This is a genomic window from Cellulophaga sp. 20_2_10, from assembly GCF_023476645.1.
GTDB lineage: Bacteria > Bacteroidota > Bacteroidia > Flavobacteriales > Flavobacteriaceae > Cellulophaga.
Genome location: NZ_JAMCOJ010000001.1, coordinates 524,447 through 543,523 on the forward strand (window position 1 = coordinate 524,447; position 19,077 = coordinate 543,523).

The window sequence follows — 19,077 nt, forward strand, 5'->3', positions numbered from 1 at the left end:
GTATGGTAGCATTTAAAATAAAAGAATTTGTAACGTACACAGGAATAGGAATTATTTTCTTATTCTGTGTACAATTACATGCGCAACACGCTACTATAATAAATGCCACTTTAGATACTTCTTGCCACGAAATTACTATTCAGCAAGAGTTTAAGTACCAAAATGCATCTAAAGACACATTAGAAGTTCTTTATTTTAACGATTGGGCAAATGCCTATTCTAGTAAAAAAACAGCTCTTGCAAAACGTTTTGCAGAGGAATACAAAAAAAGTCTACACTTAGCTAAATCTAGCGAAAGAGGATTTTCTACAATACTTAATGCAGAAGATTCTAAGGGTAACGTACTTGCCAATAAACACACAAAGAGCAAAGATATTCTTTTGTTTATGTTAAATAAACCACTTGCTCCGGACAGTACAATTACACTTAATATTAATTACAAAGTTCAATTACCTCCAAATAAATACACCACTTTTGGGTTTGACGATGAAGGTAATTACTATTTAAAAGATTGGTATTTAACTCCAGCTACGTACAATGGCAAATGGAATTTATACTCCAATAAAAACCTAGAAGATTTACAAACAGATATTACTACAACCAAATTATACTTTACAACTTCTAAAGATTTGTTTTTAGTAACAAACCTTAATAAAACTAACGAATACAACGTAAATAACAATAAAACTACTGTAATAGACGGAGAGTATAGAAACAGCGCCGAAATTATTTTAAATAAAGAAAAAAAATTTATTACCCACGTTACGCCTGACTTAACTGTAGAAACAGATTTTACGTCGCAAAAGTACGAGGAGATTTATCAAGGTATATCCATAAACAAAGTAACTAAATTTATAAAAGAGAATCTAGGGGATTTTCCGCACCAAAAATTACTGGTAAGCGAGTTAGATTACAAAAAAAATCCGCTTTATGGTATTAACCAACTCCCCTCTTTTATTGTTCCTTATTCAGAAGAATTTAATTACGAACTTAAGTTTTTAAAAACTACTTTATATAATATTCTAAATGAGAGCATACACCTAAACCCCAGAAAAGAAAAATGGGTTACAGATGCCATTGTTAATTATTTAATGATAGCATATGTAGATAAATATTATAACGGGCAAAAATTATTAGGTAAATTTTCAAAAATATGGGGAGTTAGAAGCTTTGAAATTTCGAAGTACGACTTTAATGATCAATATGCTTTGCTATCTATGCTTACGGCTAGGAAAAACCTAGATCAACCCCTCACCGCATCAAACGACTCTTTAATAAAGTTTAATCAGCAAATTGCCAATGGCTACAAATCTGGTTTAGGTTTAGCTTATTTATCAGAGTACATTGGTTATGATAAAGTAAAGAACAGTATTAAAGATTTTTACAAGAACTACAATCAAAAAAATGTTACTACTAAAGATTTTGAGCATATTTTAAAGAAATCTACAGAAACAGATATAGACTGGTTTTTTGACGAGTTTATAGCGACTAATGATAAAATAGATTTTAAGATTAAGAAAATTATTAAATCTGAAGATTCATTACAGGTTGTAATAAAAAATAAGACTTCTGCAAATCTTCCTATTTCGTTATTCGGTTTAAAAAAAGATTCTGTTATTTCTAAATATTGGATTACAGATATTACAGGTCAAAAAACCATTACAATACCAAGAAATGATGAAGATAAATTTGTTTTAAATTACGATAAAAAAATACCAGAATACAACCAAAGAGACAATTGGAAATCTTTAAAAGGTTTTCTAGCTAGTAACAAAAAGCTTCGATTTCAGTTCTTTAAAGATGCAGAAAATCCATATTACAATCAGATTTTTTACAATCCTGAAATTAGATTTAACGCTTATGATGGCTTAACTCCTTCTATAAAATTACATAACAGCACTTTATTAGACAGAGCGTTTACGTTCTCTATTGCTCCCGCCTACGCAACAAAAGAAAACTCATTAGTAGGGTCTGGAAATTTTGTTGTTCGAGATTTTAAAAAGAATAAAAACCTGTTTTTATCCACATACTCTTTAAGTTATTCTACATTTCACTTTCAAGAAAATTCTAGATACACAAAAATAACACCTTCTTATGGACTAAGTTGGAGACCAAAGAACTTAAGATCTAACAGAAGTCAAAGCTTTTTTATGCGCTATGTCAACGTCTTTAGAGACTTTAATGAGAACCTAGTTTTAGATACAGAAATAGAACCAGATTACAGTGTATTAAATGCTAGATTTAGAGATACAAACAATGGTTTAATAAACTATTTATCTTGGTTCGTAGATGCCCAATATGCTGGTAACTTTTCTAAAGTTTCTTTTGATCTGGAATACAGAAAACTTTTCCAAAACAACAGGCAATTAAACGTAAGATTCTTTGCTGGTAAATTTATTAATAATACTGCAGACACAGATTATTTTAGTTTTGCCTTAGACAGACCAACAGATTATTTATTTGATTACGCCTACTTAGGTAGATCTGCGTCTTCTGGTATTTATAGTCAGCAAATAATAATAGCTGAAGGTGGTTTTAAATCTAAATTAGCAAATCCATTTGCGAACGATTGGCTAGCTACAACAAATGTAAGTACTAATATTTATAGATGGATTGAGGCCTACGGGGATGCAGGATATCTTAAAAATTCTGGTTCTAGCGCTCGTTTCGTTTATGATGCAGGTATACGCCTAAATTTAGTTACAGATTATTTTGAACTGTTTTTTCCTATGTACTCCAATAACGGATGGGAAGTATCTCAGCCAAATTATGGCGAAAAGATACGATTTATTGTAACCTTAAGCCCTAAGTCGCTAACAGGCCTATTTACAAGAAAATGGTTTTAATTAAATAGTAAATAATCAATTTTTAGCAATAAAATTGGTTATTCTATAAATTAGATGTACCAAATAGAGCTTATTTTATTAAATATTCAATAACATATCGATCTTAGCTATTGCAAAAACCAATCAAATTTGGTACTTTTGCAGAAATATAACTTCTTAAGCTATGAGCGTAAAACCACAAACAAAAGACGATATTTCCTTCGACGATTTTAAAACGCAAATCATTAAAGATTTTGAAATAGCCGTAACTAGTAGGGAGTGTAGCTTATTAGGGAGACGAGAAGTCTTAACTGGTAAAGCTAAGTTCGGTATTTTTGGTGATGGTAAGGAATTACCACAACTAGCAATGGCTCGTTCTTTTAAAAATGGAGATTTTAGAAGTGGTTACTACAGAGACCAGACTTTTATGATGGCTTTAGGCTTATTAGAGCCTAAGCAGTTTTTCCATGGTTTATACGCAACTACAGATATTACAAAAGATCCAATGAGTGCTGGTAGGCAAATGGGTGGTCATTTTGGAACTCATAGTTTAAATGAAGATGGTAGTTGGAAAAACTTAACACAACAAAAAAATAGTAGTCCAGATATTTCTCCTACAGCAGGACAAATGCCTAGATTATTAGGTTTGGCACAGGCTTCTAAAATATATAGAAATGTGTCAGGAATAGATGCAACTAATTTTTCAAACAACGGTAATGAAATTGGTTGGGGTACAATTGGTAATGCAAGTACTAGCGAAGGTCATTTCTTTGAAACTGTAAATGCTGCTGGAGTTTTACAAGTACCAATGGTAATTAGTGTTTGGGATGATGCTTATGGTATATCTGTACATGCAAGACATCAAACAACAAAAGAGAATATATCAGAAATTCTTAAAGGTTTTCAAAGAGATGAAGACCATAAAGGGTACGAAATTATAAAAGTAAACGGTTGGGATTATACCGCTTTAATTCACGCTTACGAGAATGCTTCAGAAATTGCAAGAGCAGAGCATGTTCCTGTGTTAATTCACGTAAAAGAGTTAACGCAACCTCAAGGGCACTCTACTTCTGGATCTCACGAGAGATATAAATCTGCAGAACGTTTAGAATGGGAAAAAGAAAACGATTGTAATAAACGTTTTAAAGAGTGGATTTTAGAAAATAATATAGCTACAGAAGAAGAACTTTTTTCTATAGAAAAAGATATTAAAAAAGTAGTTAGAACTGCTAAAAAAGAAGCTTGGGCAGAATTCATTAGCCCAAACAAAGAAGTTAAAAAAACACTAGTAGTATTACTAGATAATGTAGCAAGTAAAAGTCCTAACAAAAATTTTATAGGTAAAATTAAGAATGATTTAATTGCTATTGAAGAACCTATAAAAAGAGATTTAGCTTCTAGTGCTAGAAAAGCATTACGATATTTGATAGGTGAAGATACTGCAGAAAAAAATGCTTTATTGAACTGGATTACTTCTTATATGGAAGAAATTCAACCAAAATATAGCTCTCACTTGCATAGTGATTTAGAAAATAGAGCTAGCAACATAGCAGAAGTTAAACCCGTATATTCTGATGAATCTGAACTTGTTGATGGTAGAGTTATTTTAAGAGAAAATTTTGATTATATATTTGGAAACAATCCGGAAACATTAATTTTTGGTGAAGATGCTGGTGCCATTGGTGACGTAAACCAAGGTTTAGAAGGCTTACAAGCTAAATACGGAGAATTAAGAGTAGCGGATACAGGTATTAGAGAAGCTACAATTATTGGTCAAGGTATTGGTATGGCATTAAGAGGCTTAAGACCAATTGCAGAAATACAATATTTAGATTACTTAATGTATGCTTTACAAACATTAAGTGATGATTTAGCAACACTACTTTACCGTACTGTTGGTAAACAAAAAGCCCCTTTAATTATTAGAACAAGAGGTCATAGATTAGAAGGTATTTGGCATTCTGGCTCACAAATGGGTGGTTTTGTTCACTTATTAAGAGGTATACATATTCTTGTACCTCGAAATATGGTAAAAGCTGCTGGTTTTTACAATACACTTTTAAAATCTGATGAGCCTGCTATAGTAATAGAATGCTTAAACGGTTATAGATTAAAAGAAAAAATGCCTGCTAATTTAGGAGAGCACTGTACTCCTATTGGAACAGTAGAAACTGTAAAAGAAGGAAAAGATATTACTGTTCTTTCTTACGGATCTACACTGCGTATTGTAGAGCAAGTTGCAAAAGAATTATTACAAGTTGGTATAGACATAGAAGTAATAGATGCACAAAGTTTATTGCCTTTTGATATAAACCATGATGTAGTTAAAAGTCTTCAAAAAACAAATAGATTCTTAGTTGTAGATGAAGATGTTCCTGGTGGATGTTCTGCGTATCTTACACAAGAAGTTATAGAAAAGCAAGGTGGTTATAAATTTTTAGACAGTATGCCACAAGCATTAACTGCTAACGCACACAGACCAGCTTACGCTACAGATGGTGACTATTTTTCTAAACCAAATGCAGAGGATATATTTGAAAAAATATACTCAATTATGAACGAGGCAAACCCTACTAGTTTTCCAAAACTGAGGTAATTGTTTTAAATAATACATTTTGTGTCTTTTATTCATAGAAATAGTAGTTAATAATCGTCTATTAAAAAAAATATTTCTAAATTTGAGATACATTGAATTATTTATCCCCGGATCTACCAATGAGAGATACTATTAAAACAAATATTGGCTTAGCACTTTTAAGAATAGTGCCGTCGGCCATAATGCTTACACACGGAATACCTAAATTACAGAACTTTTTTAGTGGTGAAGAAATAAAATTTCCAGACCCTATCGGTATCGGAGCTAGTCCTTCTTTATTTTTAGCAGTTATTGGCGAAGTTCTATGTCCAATCTTTATAATTTTAGGATATAAAACAAGATGGTTTGCCGTACCTGCAGCCGTAACAATGCTAGTTGCTGCTTTTGTACAGCACGGGGCAGATCCATTTAGCGTTAAAGAAATGGCAGTTCTTTATCTATTATTCTTTGTTATAATATTTCTTTTAGGTCCTGGTAGATTTAGTGTAGACGGCAAGTAATTAAAATACTTTTACTAGGAGCTCTTTTAAAAGATCTGCTTGTGACATATTAGCTGCTCCTACACCTTTACCTTTCAAATCTAAGTCTCTAAGTGCAGAAATAATTCCGCTTACTTTTCTCATTGGAAAGTTTTTGGCTGCAATTTGGTATTCATTTACAAAATAAGGATTTACACCTAGTACTTTAGCGACATTTCCTTTAGAATGGTCTTTAAGACCATGATACTGTAATACTTGTGTAAAGTAGGTGTGTAAAACAGTCACTGTTACTACAAACGGGTTATCTTTTGGATTTTGTGCAAAATAATTAACAATACGCGCCGCTTTTAATACATTACGCTCTCCAATTGCCTTTTTAAGTTCAAAATTATTAAAGTCCTTACTAATACCTATATGCTCTTCTATAGTAGCCGGAGTTATTTCCGTTTCTTTAGTAATTACAATTTTAAGCTTTTCTAGTTCGTTGTTTATTTTACTTAAACTTGTCCCTAGATACTCTACCAATAGCTGTGCAGCAATAGGTGTAATTTTATAACCACTTCCTTGTAGTACTTTTTTAATCCAATCTGCAACTTGGTTTTCATATAAGTTTTTACTCTCGAACAAAACACCACTTTTTTGTACTGCCTTGTAGAGTTTTTTACGCTTGTCTAATTTGGAATATTTGTAACATATCACCAAAACCGTAGTGGGCTGCGGATTATTAACATAACTTGCTAAGTTATCTATGGTTCTAGATAAATGCTGTGCCTCTTTTACAACTACAACTTGTTTCTCTGCCATCATTGGGTAACGTTTAGCATTAGAAACAATATCGTCTACAGTAACATCCTTACCATAAAGCACCATTTGATTAAAACCACGTTCCTCTTCAGAAAGAACAGTTTTTTCAATGTATTCTGATATCTTATCAATATAATAAGATTCCTCTCCCATTAAAAAATAAATAGGTTTTACGTTTCCGTTTTTAATATCGGAGATTAGTTTTTTTACTTCGTCCATTTAAAAAAAATCATCAAATTTGCAGTATGCAGAAGCTTAACTTTTATACGTACGACTTCCGTTTCAAAAATAGCGAAAATAAAGTCTATATATTTGATGTGATAAGAAAAAAGTTTGTGGTACTACAACCTGAAGAATGGGTTAGACAACATGTGGTACATCACCTAATTCATCATAAAAAATACCCAATAAGTCTTATTAATGTAGAAAAACAACTGGTTATTAACGACTTAAAAAAAAGGTATGATGTTGTTGTTTTTAAACCAAATGGAACCATAGACGTTTTAGTAGAGTGTAAAGCTCCAGAAATAAATATTACTCAAACTACTTTTGATCAAATTGCAAGATATAATATGCAATTAGATGCCAATTTCTTAATGGTAACTAACGGATTAAAACATTTTTACTGCAAAACAGATACCGCTAAAGATAATTATGAGTTTTTACGTGACATTCCTGATTTTAACAGTTAGATTTGTAATAGAACCTATAAAAAGTTAGATTTTACTATGCTTAAAATTGCAGTTGTTATTTTAAATTGGAATGGCGTTAAACTCCTTGAGCGCTTTTTACCTTCTGTTTTAGAATACTCTAACAATCATAAAATATATGTTGCAGATAACGCGTCTACAGATAGCTCTATAACATTTATTAAAGAGAATTACCCAAGTATAGGCATTGTAGAAAACACTGTAAATGGTGGTTATGCTAAAGGCTACAACGATGCTTTACAACATATTGATGCAGATATTTTTTGTTTACTTAATTCTGACGTGGAGGTTACACCAAATTGGCTCTGTCCTATTGCTGAACATTTTACAAAAAATATAGATACCGTAATTATACAACCTAAAATATTAGATCTAAAAAAGAAAACACATTTTGAATATGCTGGTGCAGGTGGTGGTTTTTTAGATAGTTTTGGATATCCTTTTTGTAGAGGTAGAATTTTTGATACACTAGAAGAAGATAAAGGGCAATATGATGATACAACTCCAATTTTCTGGGCTAGTGGTGCTTGCTTTTTTATTCGTAAATCTACCTTTACTGCTTTAGGTGGCTTTGACGAAGATTATTTTGCTCATCAAGAAGAAATAGATTTATGTTGGCGTGCACAAAATACCGGGCTACAAGTTATGTACGTAGGCACATCTACAGTGTATCATTTAGGTGGATCCACACTAAGCGAAATGAATCCAAAAAAGACATTTTTAAACTTTAGAAATTCACTCTTTAGTATCATAAAAAATATACCAATACAAAAGGCCATTTTAATAGTTCTGGCAAGGTTGTTGTTGGATGGTATAGCAGGTATTCGTTTCTTGACACAATTACGGTTTTCGCATTTTTTGGCTATCATAAAAGCGCACTTTAGTTTTTACTGGAATATTCCCAAAACATTAAAAAAGAGAGATTTAAAAGTGAAATATAAAAAATATCACAAAATTAAGTCCATTGTATGGTCTTATTTCGTAAATGGAAGTAAAGAGTTTAACAATTTAGTAAAAGATTAACTAAATTGTAGTACCGATAGATAGAACATTTTATATAATTTTGAACCAATTAACAATTAATAGTAATATGAATATGAAAAAGATTTTTTTAGGCGTTTTAGGAGCTACAATATTATTATCTTCTTGCGTATCGCAAAAGAAATATGCGGAGTTAGAAACAAAAAATAAAGAAACTGAAGATTTATTAAATTCAGCTACAGTAAAATTAAACAGCTGTATTGAAGAAAAGGCAACAGCTACTGCTCGATTAAGAACTTTAGAAGATCAAAACGATTTTCTTAAAGCTAACAATCAGGTATTAGTAGATAATATGGGTAACTTAACAGACTTGTCTGCTAAAGGAGCTCAAAATTTAGAAAAATCTTTAGAAAGTTTACAAGAAAAAGATTTAACTATCCGTAAATTAAATGATGCTATTACACGTAGAGACTCTGTAAACCTTTCTTTGGTACAAAGTTTAAAAGGTGTTCTTGGAAACTTGGATGACGAGGATATTCAAATTAGCGTAGAAAAAGGTGTGGTTTTTGTATCTATATCTGATAAATTATTATTTAGCAGCGGTAGCTATAACGTAGCAACACGTGCTAAAGAAGTATTAGGTAAAGTTGCACAAGTTGTAAACAACAAGCCAGATTTTGAATTTATGGTTGAAGGGCATACTGATGCTGTATCTTACAGAAAAGGTGTTTTATTAGACAACTGGGATTTAAGTGTTAAGCGTGCTACTTCTGTAGTTCGTCTTTTACAAACTGAATATGGCGTAGATCCTAAGCGTATGACTGCTGCTGGTAGATCTCAATATGTACCAGTATCTTCTACAGATAAAGCTAAAAACAGAAGAACAAGAATTGTAGTTCTTCCTAAAATTGATCAATTCTATAGTATGATCGAAGAAGGAATGAAAGATCCTGCAATTAACAAATAGTAATACAGTTTATTACAAAAAGAAAAGCCTCGCATTTTGCGAGGCTTTTTTTATTACTAATATTTTAATTATAAAATTAAAATATATCTATATCTCCTTTACCTTCTCTAATAATTTCTGGTTCACCATTTGACAAATCTACAACCGTAGACGCTGTATTATCACCGTAACCACCATCTATTACAATGTCTACTAGGTTATCCCATTTTTCATAAATTAGTTCGGGATCTGTAGTGTATTCTAATAGCTCATCTTCATCTCTAATAGATGTTGATACAATTGGGTTACCAAGTACCTTAACCAATGCATTTGCAATAGAATTATCTGGTACACGTATACCTACTGTTTTTTTCTTTTTAAAATCTTTTGGCAAATTATTATTACCAGGAAGTATAAATGTATAAGGCCCAGGCAATGCTCTTTTTAAAATTTTAAACGTGGCTGTATCTATCTGTTTTACATATTCAGACAAGTTACTCAAGTCTGCACAAATAAAAGAAAAGTTTGCTTTAGCTAACTTTACTCCTTTAATACGTGCAATTTTCTCTAAGGCTTTTGTATTTGTAATATCACACCCAAGTCCATAAACTGTATCTGTTGGGTATATTATTAAGCCTCCTTTTTTTAGAACATCTACAACCTTTTTAATTGCTGCAGGGTTTGGATTGTCTGAATATATTTTAATAAACTGAGCCATAACTTTTTGTTTTTAAAACTAATAACAGTAATTTTTTACTGCCTAAATTAGTCTCGCCACACTGCAAAAACTTACATAGACCTAATCTCTATCTATCTGATAAATAATATGATCTTTATACAAGTCTTTTAATTCCTCTACAGTATAACCGTATTGTTCTTTAGTATAGTTTTTAGCAAGGTTTATTTCGCTAATTCCTGATTTTTTATCTGTATAATATTCGTTATCCATAATGTAAATACTATCAGAAATTGATGCTATTTTCATTGTAGAATAATTACTATCTTCTGTTTTATACCTGTACACATCATTAACCTGTGGCTCACTAATATAGTCCTCGGTATTTTTTCCATCTAAAAAAGAAGAAAAGCTAAAACCTGCTATTAAAAGTCCTATTATAAATAAAGCTGAAAAATGTTTTATTGGTGTTTTAGCTTCTCCTTTTACATTTTTGTATTCTAACTTTAAGTTATGATCCATTTGTCTTGGTTCAAAAACGGTATTACAATTAGTACATACCGCAGCACCTGTTTTACCTATTGGAAAAATAGGAATCCAATATAAATGGGCATACTTACCGTATACTTCTACATTAAATTTAGAAGTTTCTTTGCAATTACTACAAGGTATTTGTCTTGTTAATTTGGATTTTAAATGTGATGAATTAGATCCGTAAAAAATCATAGAGGTTGGTTTTATTGTTATTATTCATTTTAAATATAATACAAATAAAGCTATTTAATAGGAAAATTACATCCCTGTTTACAGTACTTCTAATTTAGCAAAGCGTAGTAATAGTTTTTTAATATCTCCTTTATCAAACTTTATTTCAGCTTTTTTATCGTTTCCAACACCATCAATTTTAATAATAACACCTCTACCAAATCTAGAATGATTAACAGCAGCACCTTCTATTAAGCTTGGATCTAAATCCGAATTATTACTTACTGGATTTGCTAACTCTGGTCTTAATTTTCTTAGTTTACGTAATTGGTTTTCATTTGGTTTTACAGTAGTTGGTGCAATACCAGAGACTGGTTTAATTTGTCTTAATCTACTTTTATCTACCTCGCCAAAAATATTTTTATCAATTAAAGATTTGTATTTGTAGCTACTAACCGGAGTTAAGTTTTCTATATATTTTTCATCTATTTCCTCGATAAATCTACTTGGTTCTGCATCTACTAATTTACCCCAACGGTACCTACTTTCTGTATACGTTAAATATGCTTGTTTTTCTGCTCTTGTTAAGGCTACATAAAACAACCTACGCTCTTCTTCTAGTTCTGTACGGGTACTCATACTCATAGCAGACGGGAACAAATCTTCTTCCATACCAACTATAAATACGTGCGGAAACTCCAAACCTTTTGCCATATGTATAGTCATAAGCGCAACACGGTCATCATCTCCTTTATCATTATCTAAATCTGTAGCAAGAGCCACATCTTCTAAAAACTCTGCAATATTACCTGTTGCATCAGCTAATTCCATTTGGCCTTCAACAAAGTCTTTTATACCGTTTAAAAGTTCTTCTATGTTCTCCATTTTGGCAATACCTTCTGGCGTACCGTCTTTTTTAAACTCTAAAAGAATTCCTGTTTTTTTAGCAACATGTTCAGATAAAGAAAAGGCATCTGCCCCTTTGTTCATAATCTGAAAACTTTTTATCATATTAACAAACTCAGATAATCTACGTTTGGTTCCTGAATTTATTTTTAGATCAATCTTATCTATATTCTCCATAACCTCGAAAATAGAACGACCGTAATGGTTTGCTGTAACCATTAACTTATCTATAGTTGTTTGTCCTATTCCACGACCAGGAAAGTTAATAATACGTTTTAAAGCCTCTTCATCTTTTGGGTTAATTACCAAACGTAAGTAAGCCAAAACATCTTTAATTTCTTTACGCTGGTAAAAAGACAAACCACCATAAATTCTATACGGAATATCTCTTTTTCGTAAGGCATCTTCTATAGCTCTAGATTGTGAGTTTGTACGGTAAAGTACAGCAAATTCACCGTTGTGCAAGTGCTCATTCATTCTTGTATCAAAAATAGTACTAGAAACAAATCTGCCCTCTTCCGCATCTGTTATACTACGGTGCACTTTAATTAATGGTCCGTCTTCATTAGATGTCCAAACTACCTTTTCTAACTGATTTTTATTTTTCTCTATAATAGAATTTGCTGCATTTACAATATTACCTGTAGAACGGTAATTTTGCTCTAGTCTGTACATTGCAACATTATCATAATCTTTCTGAAAGTTAAGAATGTTACTAATATTTGCTCCTCTAAAAGAATAAATACTCTGTGCATCATCTCCTACCACACAAATATTTTGGAATTTGTCTGACAACGCTTTTACAATAAGGTATTGCGAGTGGTTTGTATCTTGGTACTCATCTACCATTATGTAATGAAATCTATTCTGATACTTCTGCAAAACCTCTGGAAAAACATTTAAAAGTTCGTTGGTTTTTAATAATAAATCATCAAAATCCATTGCACCAGCTTTAAAACATCTATCTACATAATTCTTATAGATCTCACCAGTACGTGGGCGTTTTGCCATTGCATCTGCCTCTATTAAATCTGGATTATTAAAATATGCTTTAACAGTAATTAAACTATTTTTATAAGATGATATCCTGTTTTGTATTTGCTTGTATTTATAAATATCCTTATCTAACTGCATTTCCTTAATAATAGAAGCAATTAAACGTTGAGAATCCTGAGTATCATAAATGGTAAAGTTGTTAGGGTAGCCTAATTTATCTGCCTCAAAACGTAATAGTTTAGCAAAAATCGAGTGAAAAGTACCCATCCATAAACTCTTGGTCTCTGCACTACCAGCAATATCTGCAATACGAATTTTCATTTCTCTTGCTGCCTTGTTGGTAAACGTAAGCGATAAAATATTAAATGGGTCTACCCCTTGTTGTATTAAATATGCAATACGATATGTTAACACCCTTGTTTTACCAGAACCTGCTCCGGCAATTACCATTAATGGTCCTTTTGTATGTAAAACAGGTGCTTTTTGAGCCTCGTTTAGTTGGGCAATAAATTCTTCCAATTGATTTGTGTTATAAATTTTAGAGAAGTGTAAATTTAACCATAATTAACACCAGATAAAACAACTAGTATCAATAATTATAAACAATAAAATCTACATTCTTTTATATTTTAAATATCTTTAGAGTATACTACAATTTAAAATACTTGTTAGATTGAAAAAAATTGAAATTAGAAAAGCGCAATTTGAAGATTTAGAAACATTAAAATCTTTTGAACAAGGAGTTATTTTAGCCGAACGTCCTTTTGATGAAACGCTAAAACCAGACCCAATATCTTACTATAGCATTGAGGATTTATTAAAAGATCCAAAAACAGTTGTTGCTGTTGCCACAGTTAATAATATCCTTATTGGCTCTGCATATGCAACAATTAAAGAAGCTAAAAAACATTTAAAACACGACACCTATGCCTATTTAGGTTTTATGTATGTAGACCCTAAACACCGTGGTAAAGGCGTAAATAAAAGTATTATAGATTTTTTATTTAGATGGATAAAAAAACAAAATACTAAAGAGGTTAGGCTAGATGTTTATAGTGAAAATACTGCTGCTTTACGAGCTTATGAGAAAGCCGGATTTAAAAAACATATGATAAATATGAGAATGGAAATCTAATTTTTAAGATTGATAAAAAAACCAAAATAACTGACTAATTACATTATTATGAAAACAAAACACAATTTTATTTTAGCACTCTTTCTTTGTGCTTCTGCCATACAAGCACAAGACTATAAGTTAGATGGCGAATATAAAAACATTGAAAAAAAGGTAATAGAATGGAGACATCATTTTCATAAAAATCCAGAACTATCGAACAGAGAGTTTAAAACTGCAGAAAAAATAGCTGCCCATTTAAAATCATTAGGAATAGAAGTACAAACAGAAGTTGCTGTAACAGGTGTAGTTGGCATCTTAAAAGGTAAAAAACCTGGTAAAGTAATTGCCTTAAGAGCAGATATAGATGCTTTGCCTGTAACAGAACGCAACAACTTACCTTTTAAATCTAACGTTAAAGATCAGTTTTTAGGAGTAGAAACCGGCGTAATGCACGCTTGCGGACACGATACACACACGGCTATATTAATGGGGGTGGCAGAGATTTTAGCGAAAAATAAAGATAAGATAAAAGGTACCGTAAAATTTATTTTTCAACCTGCTGAAGAAGGTGCTCCTCCAGGAGAAGAAGGTGGCGCTCCCTTAATGATTAAAGAAGGTGTTATGGAAAACCCAAAAGTAGATGCTATTTTTGGATTACATATAAATTCTGCTACTCCTGTTGGTGTAATTAAATACAAAACAGAAGGTATTATGGCTGCCGTAGAACGTTTTGTTATACAGGTAAAAGGAAAACAAACACACGGTTCACAACCTTGGTCTGGCGTTGATCCTATTCTTATTTCTGCTAAAATTATAGATGGTTTGCAAACCATAATAAGCAGAGAGTCTAATTTAACTGAAGAAGCAGCTGTTATTACTGTGGGTAAAATTACAAGCGGTGTACGTTTTAATATTATTCCTGAAAGCGCAGAACTTATTGGTACTGTTAGAACGTTAAATCCGGATATGCGAGAACTTATTTTACGTAGAATGAAAGAAATGACAGAGACTATTGCTAAAGCATATGGAGGCACAGCTACTTTAGAAGTAGAGAGTCAAACATCTATTACATACAATGATATTGCCCTAGTGAACCAAATGTTACCAACAATGCAACGTGTAGCAGGTGAAAAAAATATACAGTTAACAAAAGCTACAACTGGTGGCGAAGATTTTTCATACTTTCAAGAGGTTGTACCTGGATTCTATTTCTTTTTAGGCGGAATGACACCAGGAAATACAGAGGTTTTTCCTCACCACACACCCGATTTTAAAATTGATGACGCAGGAATGCTTTTAGGCGTAAAAACCCTAACCGAAATGAGTTTAGATTATTTAAATAAATAACGTTAAACCTAGCAACAAATGACTTTAGATTTGATTATTTTTGCAGCTCAATTACAAAATTATACTTGTAATAAATAGTACATTACTTAACAAATACAGATTAAATGGATTCTTTTTTAAGTTTTTTATCTAGTATCTCTTGGTGGATATGGGTATTAATTGGACTAGCATTGGTTGCTATTCGTGATATTTTCTTTCAGAAAAAACATACTATTTCTCATAACTTTCCAATTGTTGGGCATATACGTTATATGTTAGAGAGCATTGGTCCAGAAATGAGACAGTATTTTGTTGCCAACAACAGAGAAGAATTGCCTTTTAACCGTATAGAACGTGGTTGGATTTATGCTTCTGCTAAAAGCGAGAATAACTACGAAGGTTTTGGTACAGACAGAGATGTATATGCGCACCAGCACATTTTTGTTAAGAACCAAATGATGGCGTATAAGATTGCAGATAATCACCCTAATACTATAGACAAAACATTTTTACCTTGTGCTAAAGTTATAGGTGCTTACAATCAACGTAAGAAACCATTTAGACCAGCTTCTGCAATAAATGTATCTGCAATGAGCTTTGGTTCTTTATCTGCAGCTGCTGTAGAAGCAATGAATAAAGGTGTACTAAAAAGTGGTGCATACCATAACACTGGTGAGGGTGGTTTATCTCCGTACCATAAACAAGGTGGTGATGTAGTTTTTCATTTTGGAACAGGCTATTTTGGTGTTCGTTCTGAAGATGGAAACTTATCAATGGAAAAACTTATAACTTTAGTAGAAAATAACCCGTGCATTAAAGCCATTGAAATAAAATTATCTCAAGGTGCTAAACCAGGAAAAGGTGGTGTTTTACCTGGAGCTAAAATTACGGCTGAATTGGCTGAAATTAGAGGAGTTAAAATTGGTGAAGATGTTTTATCTCCTGCTACACATAAGGCATTTAATACAGTACCTGAGTTATTAGCCTTAATTGAAAAAATTGCTAACGAAACTGGTCTGCCTGTAGGTATAAAAGGTGCCATTGGTAAATTAGACCAATGGGAAGAACTTGCAGATTTAATGGTTAAAACGGGTAAAGGACCAGATTTTATTACAGTAGATGGTGGTGAAGGTGGTACCGGTGCTGCGCCCCCAAGTTTTGCAGATCACGTGTCTTTACCATGGGTTTATGGTTTTTCTAGCTTATACAAGTTGTTTTTAGAAAAAAAGCTTACAGAAAGAATTGTTTTTATTGGTAGCGGAAAATTAGGGTTTCCTGCTAAAGGAGCAATGGCATTTGCTATGGGTGTAGATTGTATTAACGTGGCTCGTGAAGCCATGATGAGTATTGGATGTATACAAGCACAAGCTTGCCATACAAACACTTGCCCTGCAGGTATTGCTACACAAAACAAATGGTTACAAAACGGAATTAATGTGACTTTAAAATCGGACCGCTTAGCGCAGTATTTTAAAAGCTTTAGAAAAGAACTAATAGAGATTACACACGCATCTGGTTACGAGCATCCTTGCCAATATACTATGGATGATATACAAGTAAACCTAGATGATAATGAATTAAACAGAAGTTTGGCTTTTACTTACGGTTACAACAAAGCAAAAGTTCCTTTTAATGGTATGCAAGAATTATATGATTGCCAGCATTTGGGAGGAAAAGAATATATGAAAAACGAGCCTAAAAAATAGACTCGTTTTTATACATTAATAATTAAAAAAGCACTTATTTATTGTACAAATAAAGACGTGCTTTTTTTGTTGTATCTATAACTTGTAGTTTACCTATATGTTTTTTAGGTAAAAAAGAAAACCTTCTTTTATCCGATAAAATATAAAGCTTATCATAGGCCTCTAAAATAGAATCTATTTTAGCAGGTTCCCTAGCTTCTATAACATTTCCTTTGTTGTAAAACTGACTAGAATATGTTTTAGATTTAAGGTATAAAATAGGTGGATTTTTATCAATTGTTAATTCCTCTGATTTCTCAATTAGTAACTTATCAGAATTCATATACAACTTCCACTGGTCAGTAACTAAAAGTCCTGCTCCTGCAATAAAAATCAAAATAGGAAATATAGAACACGCTATTAACGCTCTTTTCTTATGCTTGTATTCTGGCCACCAATGTGCAATTAATAATGCTAACGGAATTGTAGAAGGTAATATGTACGTATGTAAGATATTCTTAGATATTGTAAAAAATATTGGTGTCCATAGTAACCAAAATAATAGAAAAGCAACGTACCTATCGTCTAGAATTCTCTTTTTTAGTTTTACTATTTTGGCTAAAACAATATAGAACCAAGGCAAACAAAACAATAACATAAATACCCATATTAAACCTAATGGTTGTGTTTTTGGTTGCCCATATAAATCACCACTCCATCCTGGTTTTAAAAACCTATTAAAATGCTCCCCTACTATAAAATAATCTAAAAATCCTGGTGATCTTTGTTCGGTTAGTAAGTACCAAGGCAATGCAATAGCTACTGTTATTAGTAATCCTAAAATCCAAGGAAGTTTTCCTAAATTAGAGAAAAATGTTTTACGGTCTAACAACAACCAAAAAAACACTGGAGCTCCTGTAAGCACTAAAACCAAAGGACCTTTAGCTAAAAACCCTAAACCTATACCTACAAAAAAGAGATAATTCCATAGTGTTTTTTTATCTGATGAAATAGATTTCCAAAAAGATAGCATTATCAACATTATACTAAAACACAAAGTAGAATCTGTAGAAACAACTCCCATATGTATTAAAAACTCTGGGGTAGTTACTAAAACTAAAGCTGGCAATAATGGAGATACTTTTGTTTTTCTAACAAAGTAACCCAATATAAAAAGCATTGCTACACCCAATAAAAATGATGGCAATCTAGCAGTTAATTCACTAACTCCAAAAAGCTCAAAACTCATTGCAGACATCCAAGTAGATAGTGGTGGTTTTGCCCAAAAAGGTACATTATAGTCTATTTGCAAAACAACCCACTCTCCTGTTTCTTGCATAATTCTAGAGATCTCCGAATAACGTGCTTCAGTTTTATCTAGTAATGGTATGGCACCAGTAATTATAAATCTAAAAATAACGATAGACAAAATAGCTATCATCATATAATTAAATGTAATTTTTTTAGCTGTCATTTTTACACTGTTATTTATTGTGCTTTTGCACTTTGTTTTACAATTTTATTAATCTTATAAAGGTCTAACCAAAGTTGAAAAAAATAAGATGTTTTTACTTTAGAATCTCCTTGATCTACCCATCTTTTAAGCGGAATTTCTAACATTTTTTGCAGTGCAATATCTTTACCATAAAGCACTACTATTCTATTAAAAATTTCTACATCAAAAAGCCAACGAGACACAAAAGATTTATTAAAAACTTCAATTGCAAGTTCTTTAGTAAATAATTTAGAGCCACATTGGGTATCATACACCTTTAAATCCAGTATTTTAGATATTATTGTAGCTATAAATCTTCCTATAAAAAAACGTGAAGATTTACGCTCTATAGTAGAACCCAATTTCATTATTCTAGATCCAAATACAAAAGATATATCATTCTTAACATAAGAAGTCAAAGAACAAAACTCTTCTAAAGAAGTTGCTAAATCTGCATCTAAATAACCTATCAACTTAAAATCAAAATTAGCAACAGCATAATTAATACCGTTTCGTACAGATTCTGCTTTACCTACATTAGCCTTGTTTTTATATGCAACTACCTTTGCTGGGTATTTCTTCTCTAAGGCTTGTAGCTCCTTAAAAGTACCATCTGTAGATCCATCATCTACAAAACATATAAATGCATCAGTATCCTGTTCTAAAAAACCGTCATAAACTCTATTATTAAGCTCTTTAACTTCGTTATAGCAGGGTATTACAATACAAGTTGTATAAGATAATTTTAGCACACTAATTAATTTTGTCTCGCAAGATATTAAAAAACAATATGCCAGTCATTATTTACAGTACATCTTTAGACAATATTT

The 19,077-nt window shown here is 31.8% G+C and carries 15 protein-coding genes; 9 read left to right on the top strand and 6 right to left on the bottom strand.

Annotation, left to right across the window (positions count from 1 at the left end):
• The first annotated feature begins 2 nt into the window (after positions 1 to 2).
• The 3 genes from M4I21_RS02380 to M4I21_RS02390 all read left to right on the top strand — a co-directional run bounded on the left by M4I21_RS02380 (position 3) and on the right by M4I21_RS02390 (position 5,921).
• Complete coding sequence (locus M4I21_RS02380) at positions 3 to 2,846, top strand: gluzincin family metallopeptidase (protein WP_249557432.1); 2,844 nt, start codon at positions 3 to 5, stop codon at positions 2,844 to 2,846.
• 163 nt (positions 2,847 to 3,009) lie between these two features.
• Positions 3,010 to 5,421 (top strand): alpha-ketoacid dehydrogenase subunit alpha/beta, encoded by a 2,412-nt coding sequence (locus M4I21_RS02385; RefSeq protein ID WP_249557433.1) that lies wholly within the window; start codon positions 3,010 to 3,012, stop codon positions 5,419 to 5,421.
• Positions 5,422 to 5,540: 119 nt separating this feature from the next.
• A complete protein-coding gene (locus M4I21_RS02390) occupies positions 5,541 to 5,921 on the top strand; it encodes a DoxX family protein (protein WP_072302065.1) in 381 nt (126 codons plus the stop codon).
• Here M4I21_RS02390 and holA read toward each other — a convergent pair whose 3' ends face one another.
• Positions 5,922 to 6,923, bottom strand: coding sequence for a DNA polymerase III subunit delta (gene holA, locus M4I21_RS02395; protein WP_249557434.1), 1,002 nt, complete (start codon positions 6,921 to 6,923; stop codon positions 5,922 to 5,924).
• 26 nt (positions 6,924 to 6,949) lie between these two features.
• Between holA and M4I21_RS02400 the strand changes: the two genes are divergently transcribed.
• From M4I21_RS02400 to M4I21_RS02410, 3 genes are all read left to right on the top strand, one after another.
• A complete protein-coding gene (locus M4I21_RS02400; protein ID WP_249557435.1) occupies positions 6,950 to 7,396 on the top strand; it encodes a type I restriction enzyme HsdR N-terminal domain-containing protein in 447 nt (148 codons plus the stop codon).
• 36 nt (positions 7,397 to 7,432) lie between these two features.
• On the top strand, positions 7,433 to 8,437 hold the full coding sequence (locus M4I21_RS02405) for a glycosyltransferase family 2 protein (RefSeq protein ID WP_249557436.1): 1,005 nt from the start codon (positions 7,433 to 7,435) through the stop codon (positions 8,435 to 8,437).
• A gap of 73 nt (positions 8,438 to 8,510) precedes the next feature.
• Positions 8,511 to 9,362 carry an OmpA family protein gene (locus tag M4I21_RS02410; protein ID WP_072302061.1) on the top strand — a complete coding sequence of 284 codons (852 nt, stop codon included), beginning with the start codon at positions 8,511 to 8,513 and terminating at the stop codon, positions 9,360 to 9,362.
• Positions 9,363 to 9,438: 76 nt separating this feature from the next.
• Here M4I21_RS02410 and M4I21_RS02415 read toward each other — a convergent pair whose 3' ends face one another.
• The 3 genes from M4I21_RS02415 to M4I21_RS02425 form a co-directional block, all read right to left on the bottom strand.
• Positions 9,439 to 10,059 (bottom strand): L-threonylcarbamoyladenylate synthase, encoded by a 621-nt coding sequence (locus M4I21_RS02415; protein WP_249557437.1) that lies wholly within the window; start codon positions 10,057 to 10,059, stop codon positions 9,439 to 9,441.
• A gap of 81 nt (positions 10,060 to 10,140) precedes the next feature.
• On the bottom strand, positions 10,141 to 10,743 hold the full coding sequence (locus M4I21_RS02420) for a zinc-ribbon domain-containing protein (protein ID WP_249557438.1): 603 nt from the start codon (positions 10,741 to 10,743) through the stop codon (positions 10,141 to 10,143).
• A 78-nt stretch (positions 10,744 to 10,821) separates the two neighbouring features.
• On the bottom strand, positions 10,822 to 13,143 hold the full coding sequence (locus M4I21_RS02425) for an ATP-dependent helicase (RefSeq protein ID WP_249557439.1): 2,322 nt from the start codon (positions 13,141 to 13,143) through the stop codon (positions 10,822 to 10,824).
• Positions 13,144 to 13,297: 154 nt separating this feature from the next.
• Between M4I21_RS02425 and M4I21_RS02430 the strand changes: the two genes are divergently transcribed.
• From M4I21_RS02430 to M4I21_RS02440, 3 genes are all read left to right on the top strand, one after another.
• Positions 13,298 to 13,759, top strand: coding sequence for a GNAT family N-acetyltransferase (locus M4I21_RS02430; protein ID WP_249557440.1), 462 nt, complete (start codon positions 13,298 to 13,300; stop codon positions 13,757 to 13,759).
• Between the two features lie 48 nt (positions 13,760 to 13,807).
• Positions 13,808 to 15,088 carry an amidohydrolase gene (locus tag M4I21_RS02435; RefSeq protein ID WP_249557441.1) on the top strand — a complete coding sequence of 427 codons (1,281 nt, stop codon included), beginning with the start codon at positions 13,808 to 13,810 and terminating at the stop codon, positions 15,086 to 15,088.
• Positions 15,089 to 15,192: 104 nt separating this feature from the next.
• Complete coding sequence (locus M4I21_RS02440; RefSeq protein WP_249557442.1) at positions 15,193 to 16,773, top strand: FMN-binding glutamate synthase family protein; 1,581 nt, start codon at positions 15,193 to 15,195, stop codon at positions 16,771 to 16,773.
• 34 nt (positions 16,774 to 16,807) lie between these two features.
• Here M4I21_RS02440 and M4I21_RS02445 read toward each other — a convergent pair whose 3' ends face one another.
• Both M4I21_RS02445 and M4I21_RS02450 read right to left on the bottom strand, forming a co-directional pair.
• On the bottom strand, positions 16,808 to 18,226 hold the full coding sequence (locus tag M4I21_RS02445; RefSeq protein ID WP_249557443.1) for an ArnT family glycosyltransferase: 1,419 nt from the start codon (positions 18,224 to 18,226) through the stop codon (positions 16,808 to 16,810).
• Positions 18,227 to 18,240: 14 nt separating this feature from the next.
• Positions 18,241 to 18,999, bottom strand: coding sequence for a glycosyltransferase (locus tag M4I21_RS02450; RefSeq protein WP_249557444.1), 759 nt, complete (start codon positions 18,997 to 18,999; stop codon positions 18,241 to 18,243).
• Between the last annotated feature and the right edge of the window lie 78 nt (positions 19,000 to 19,077).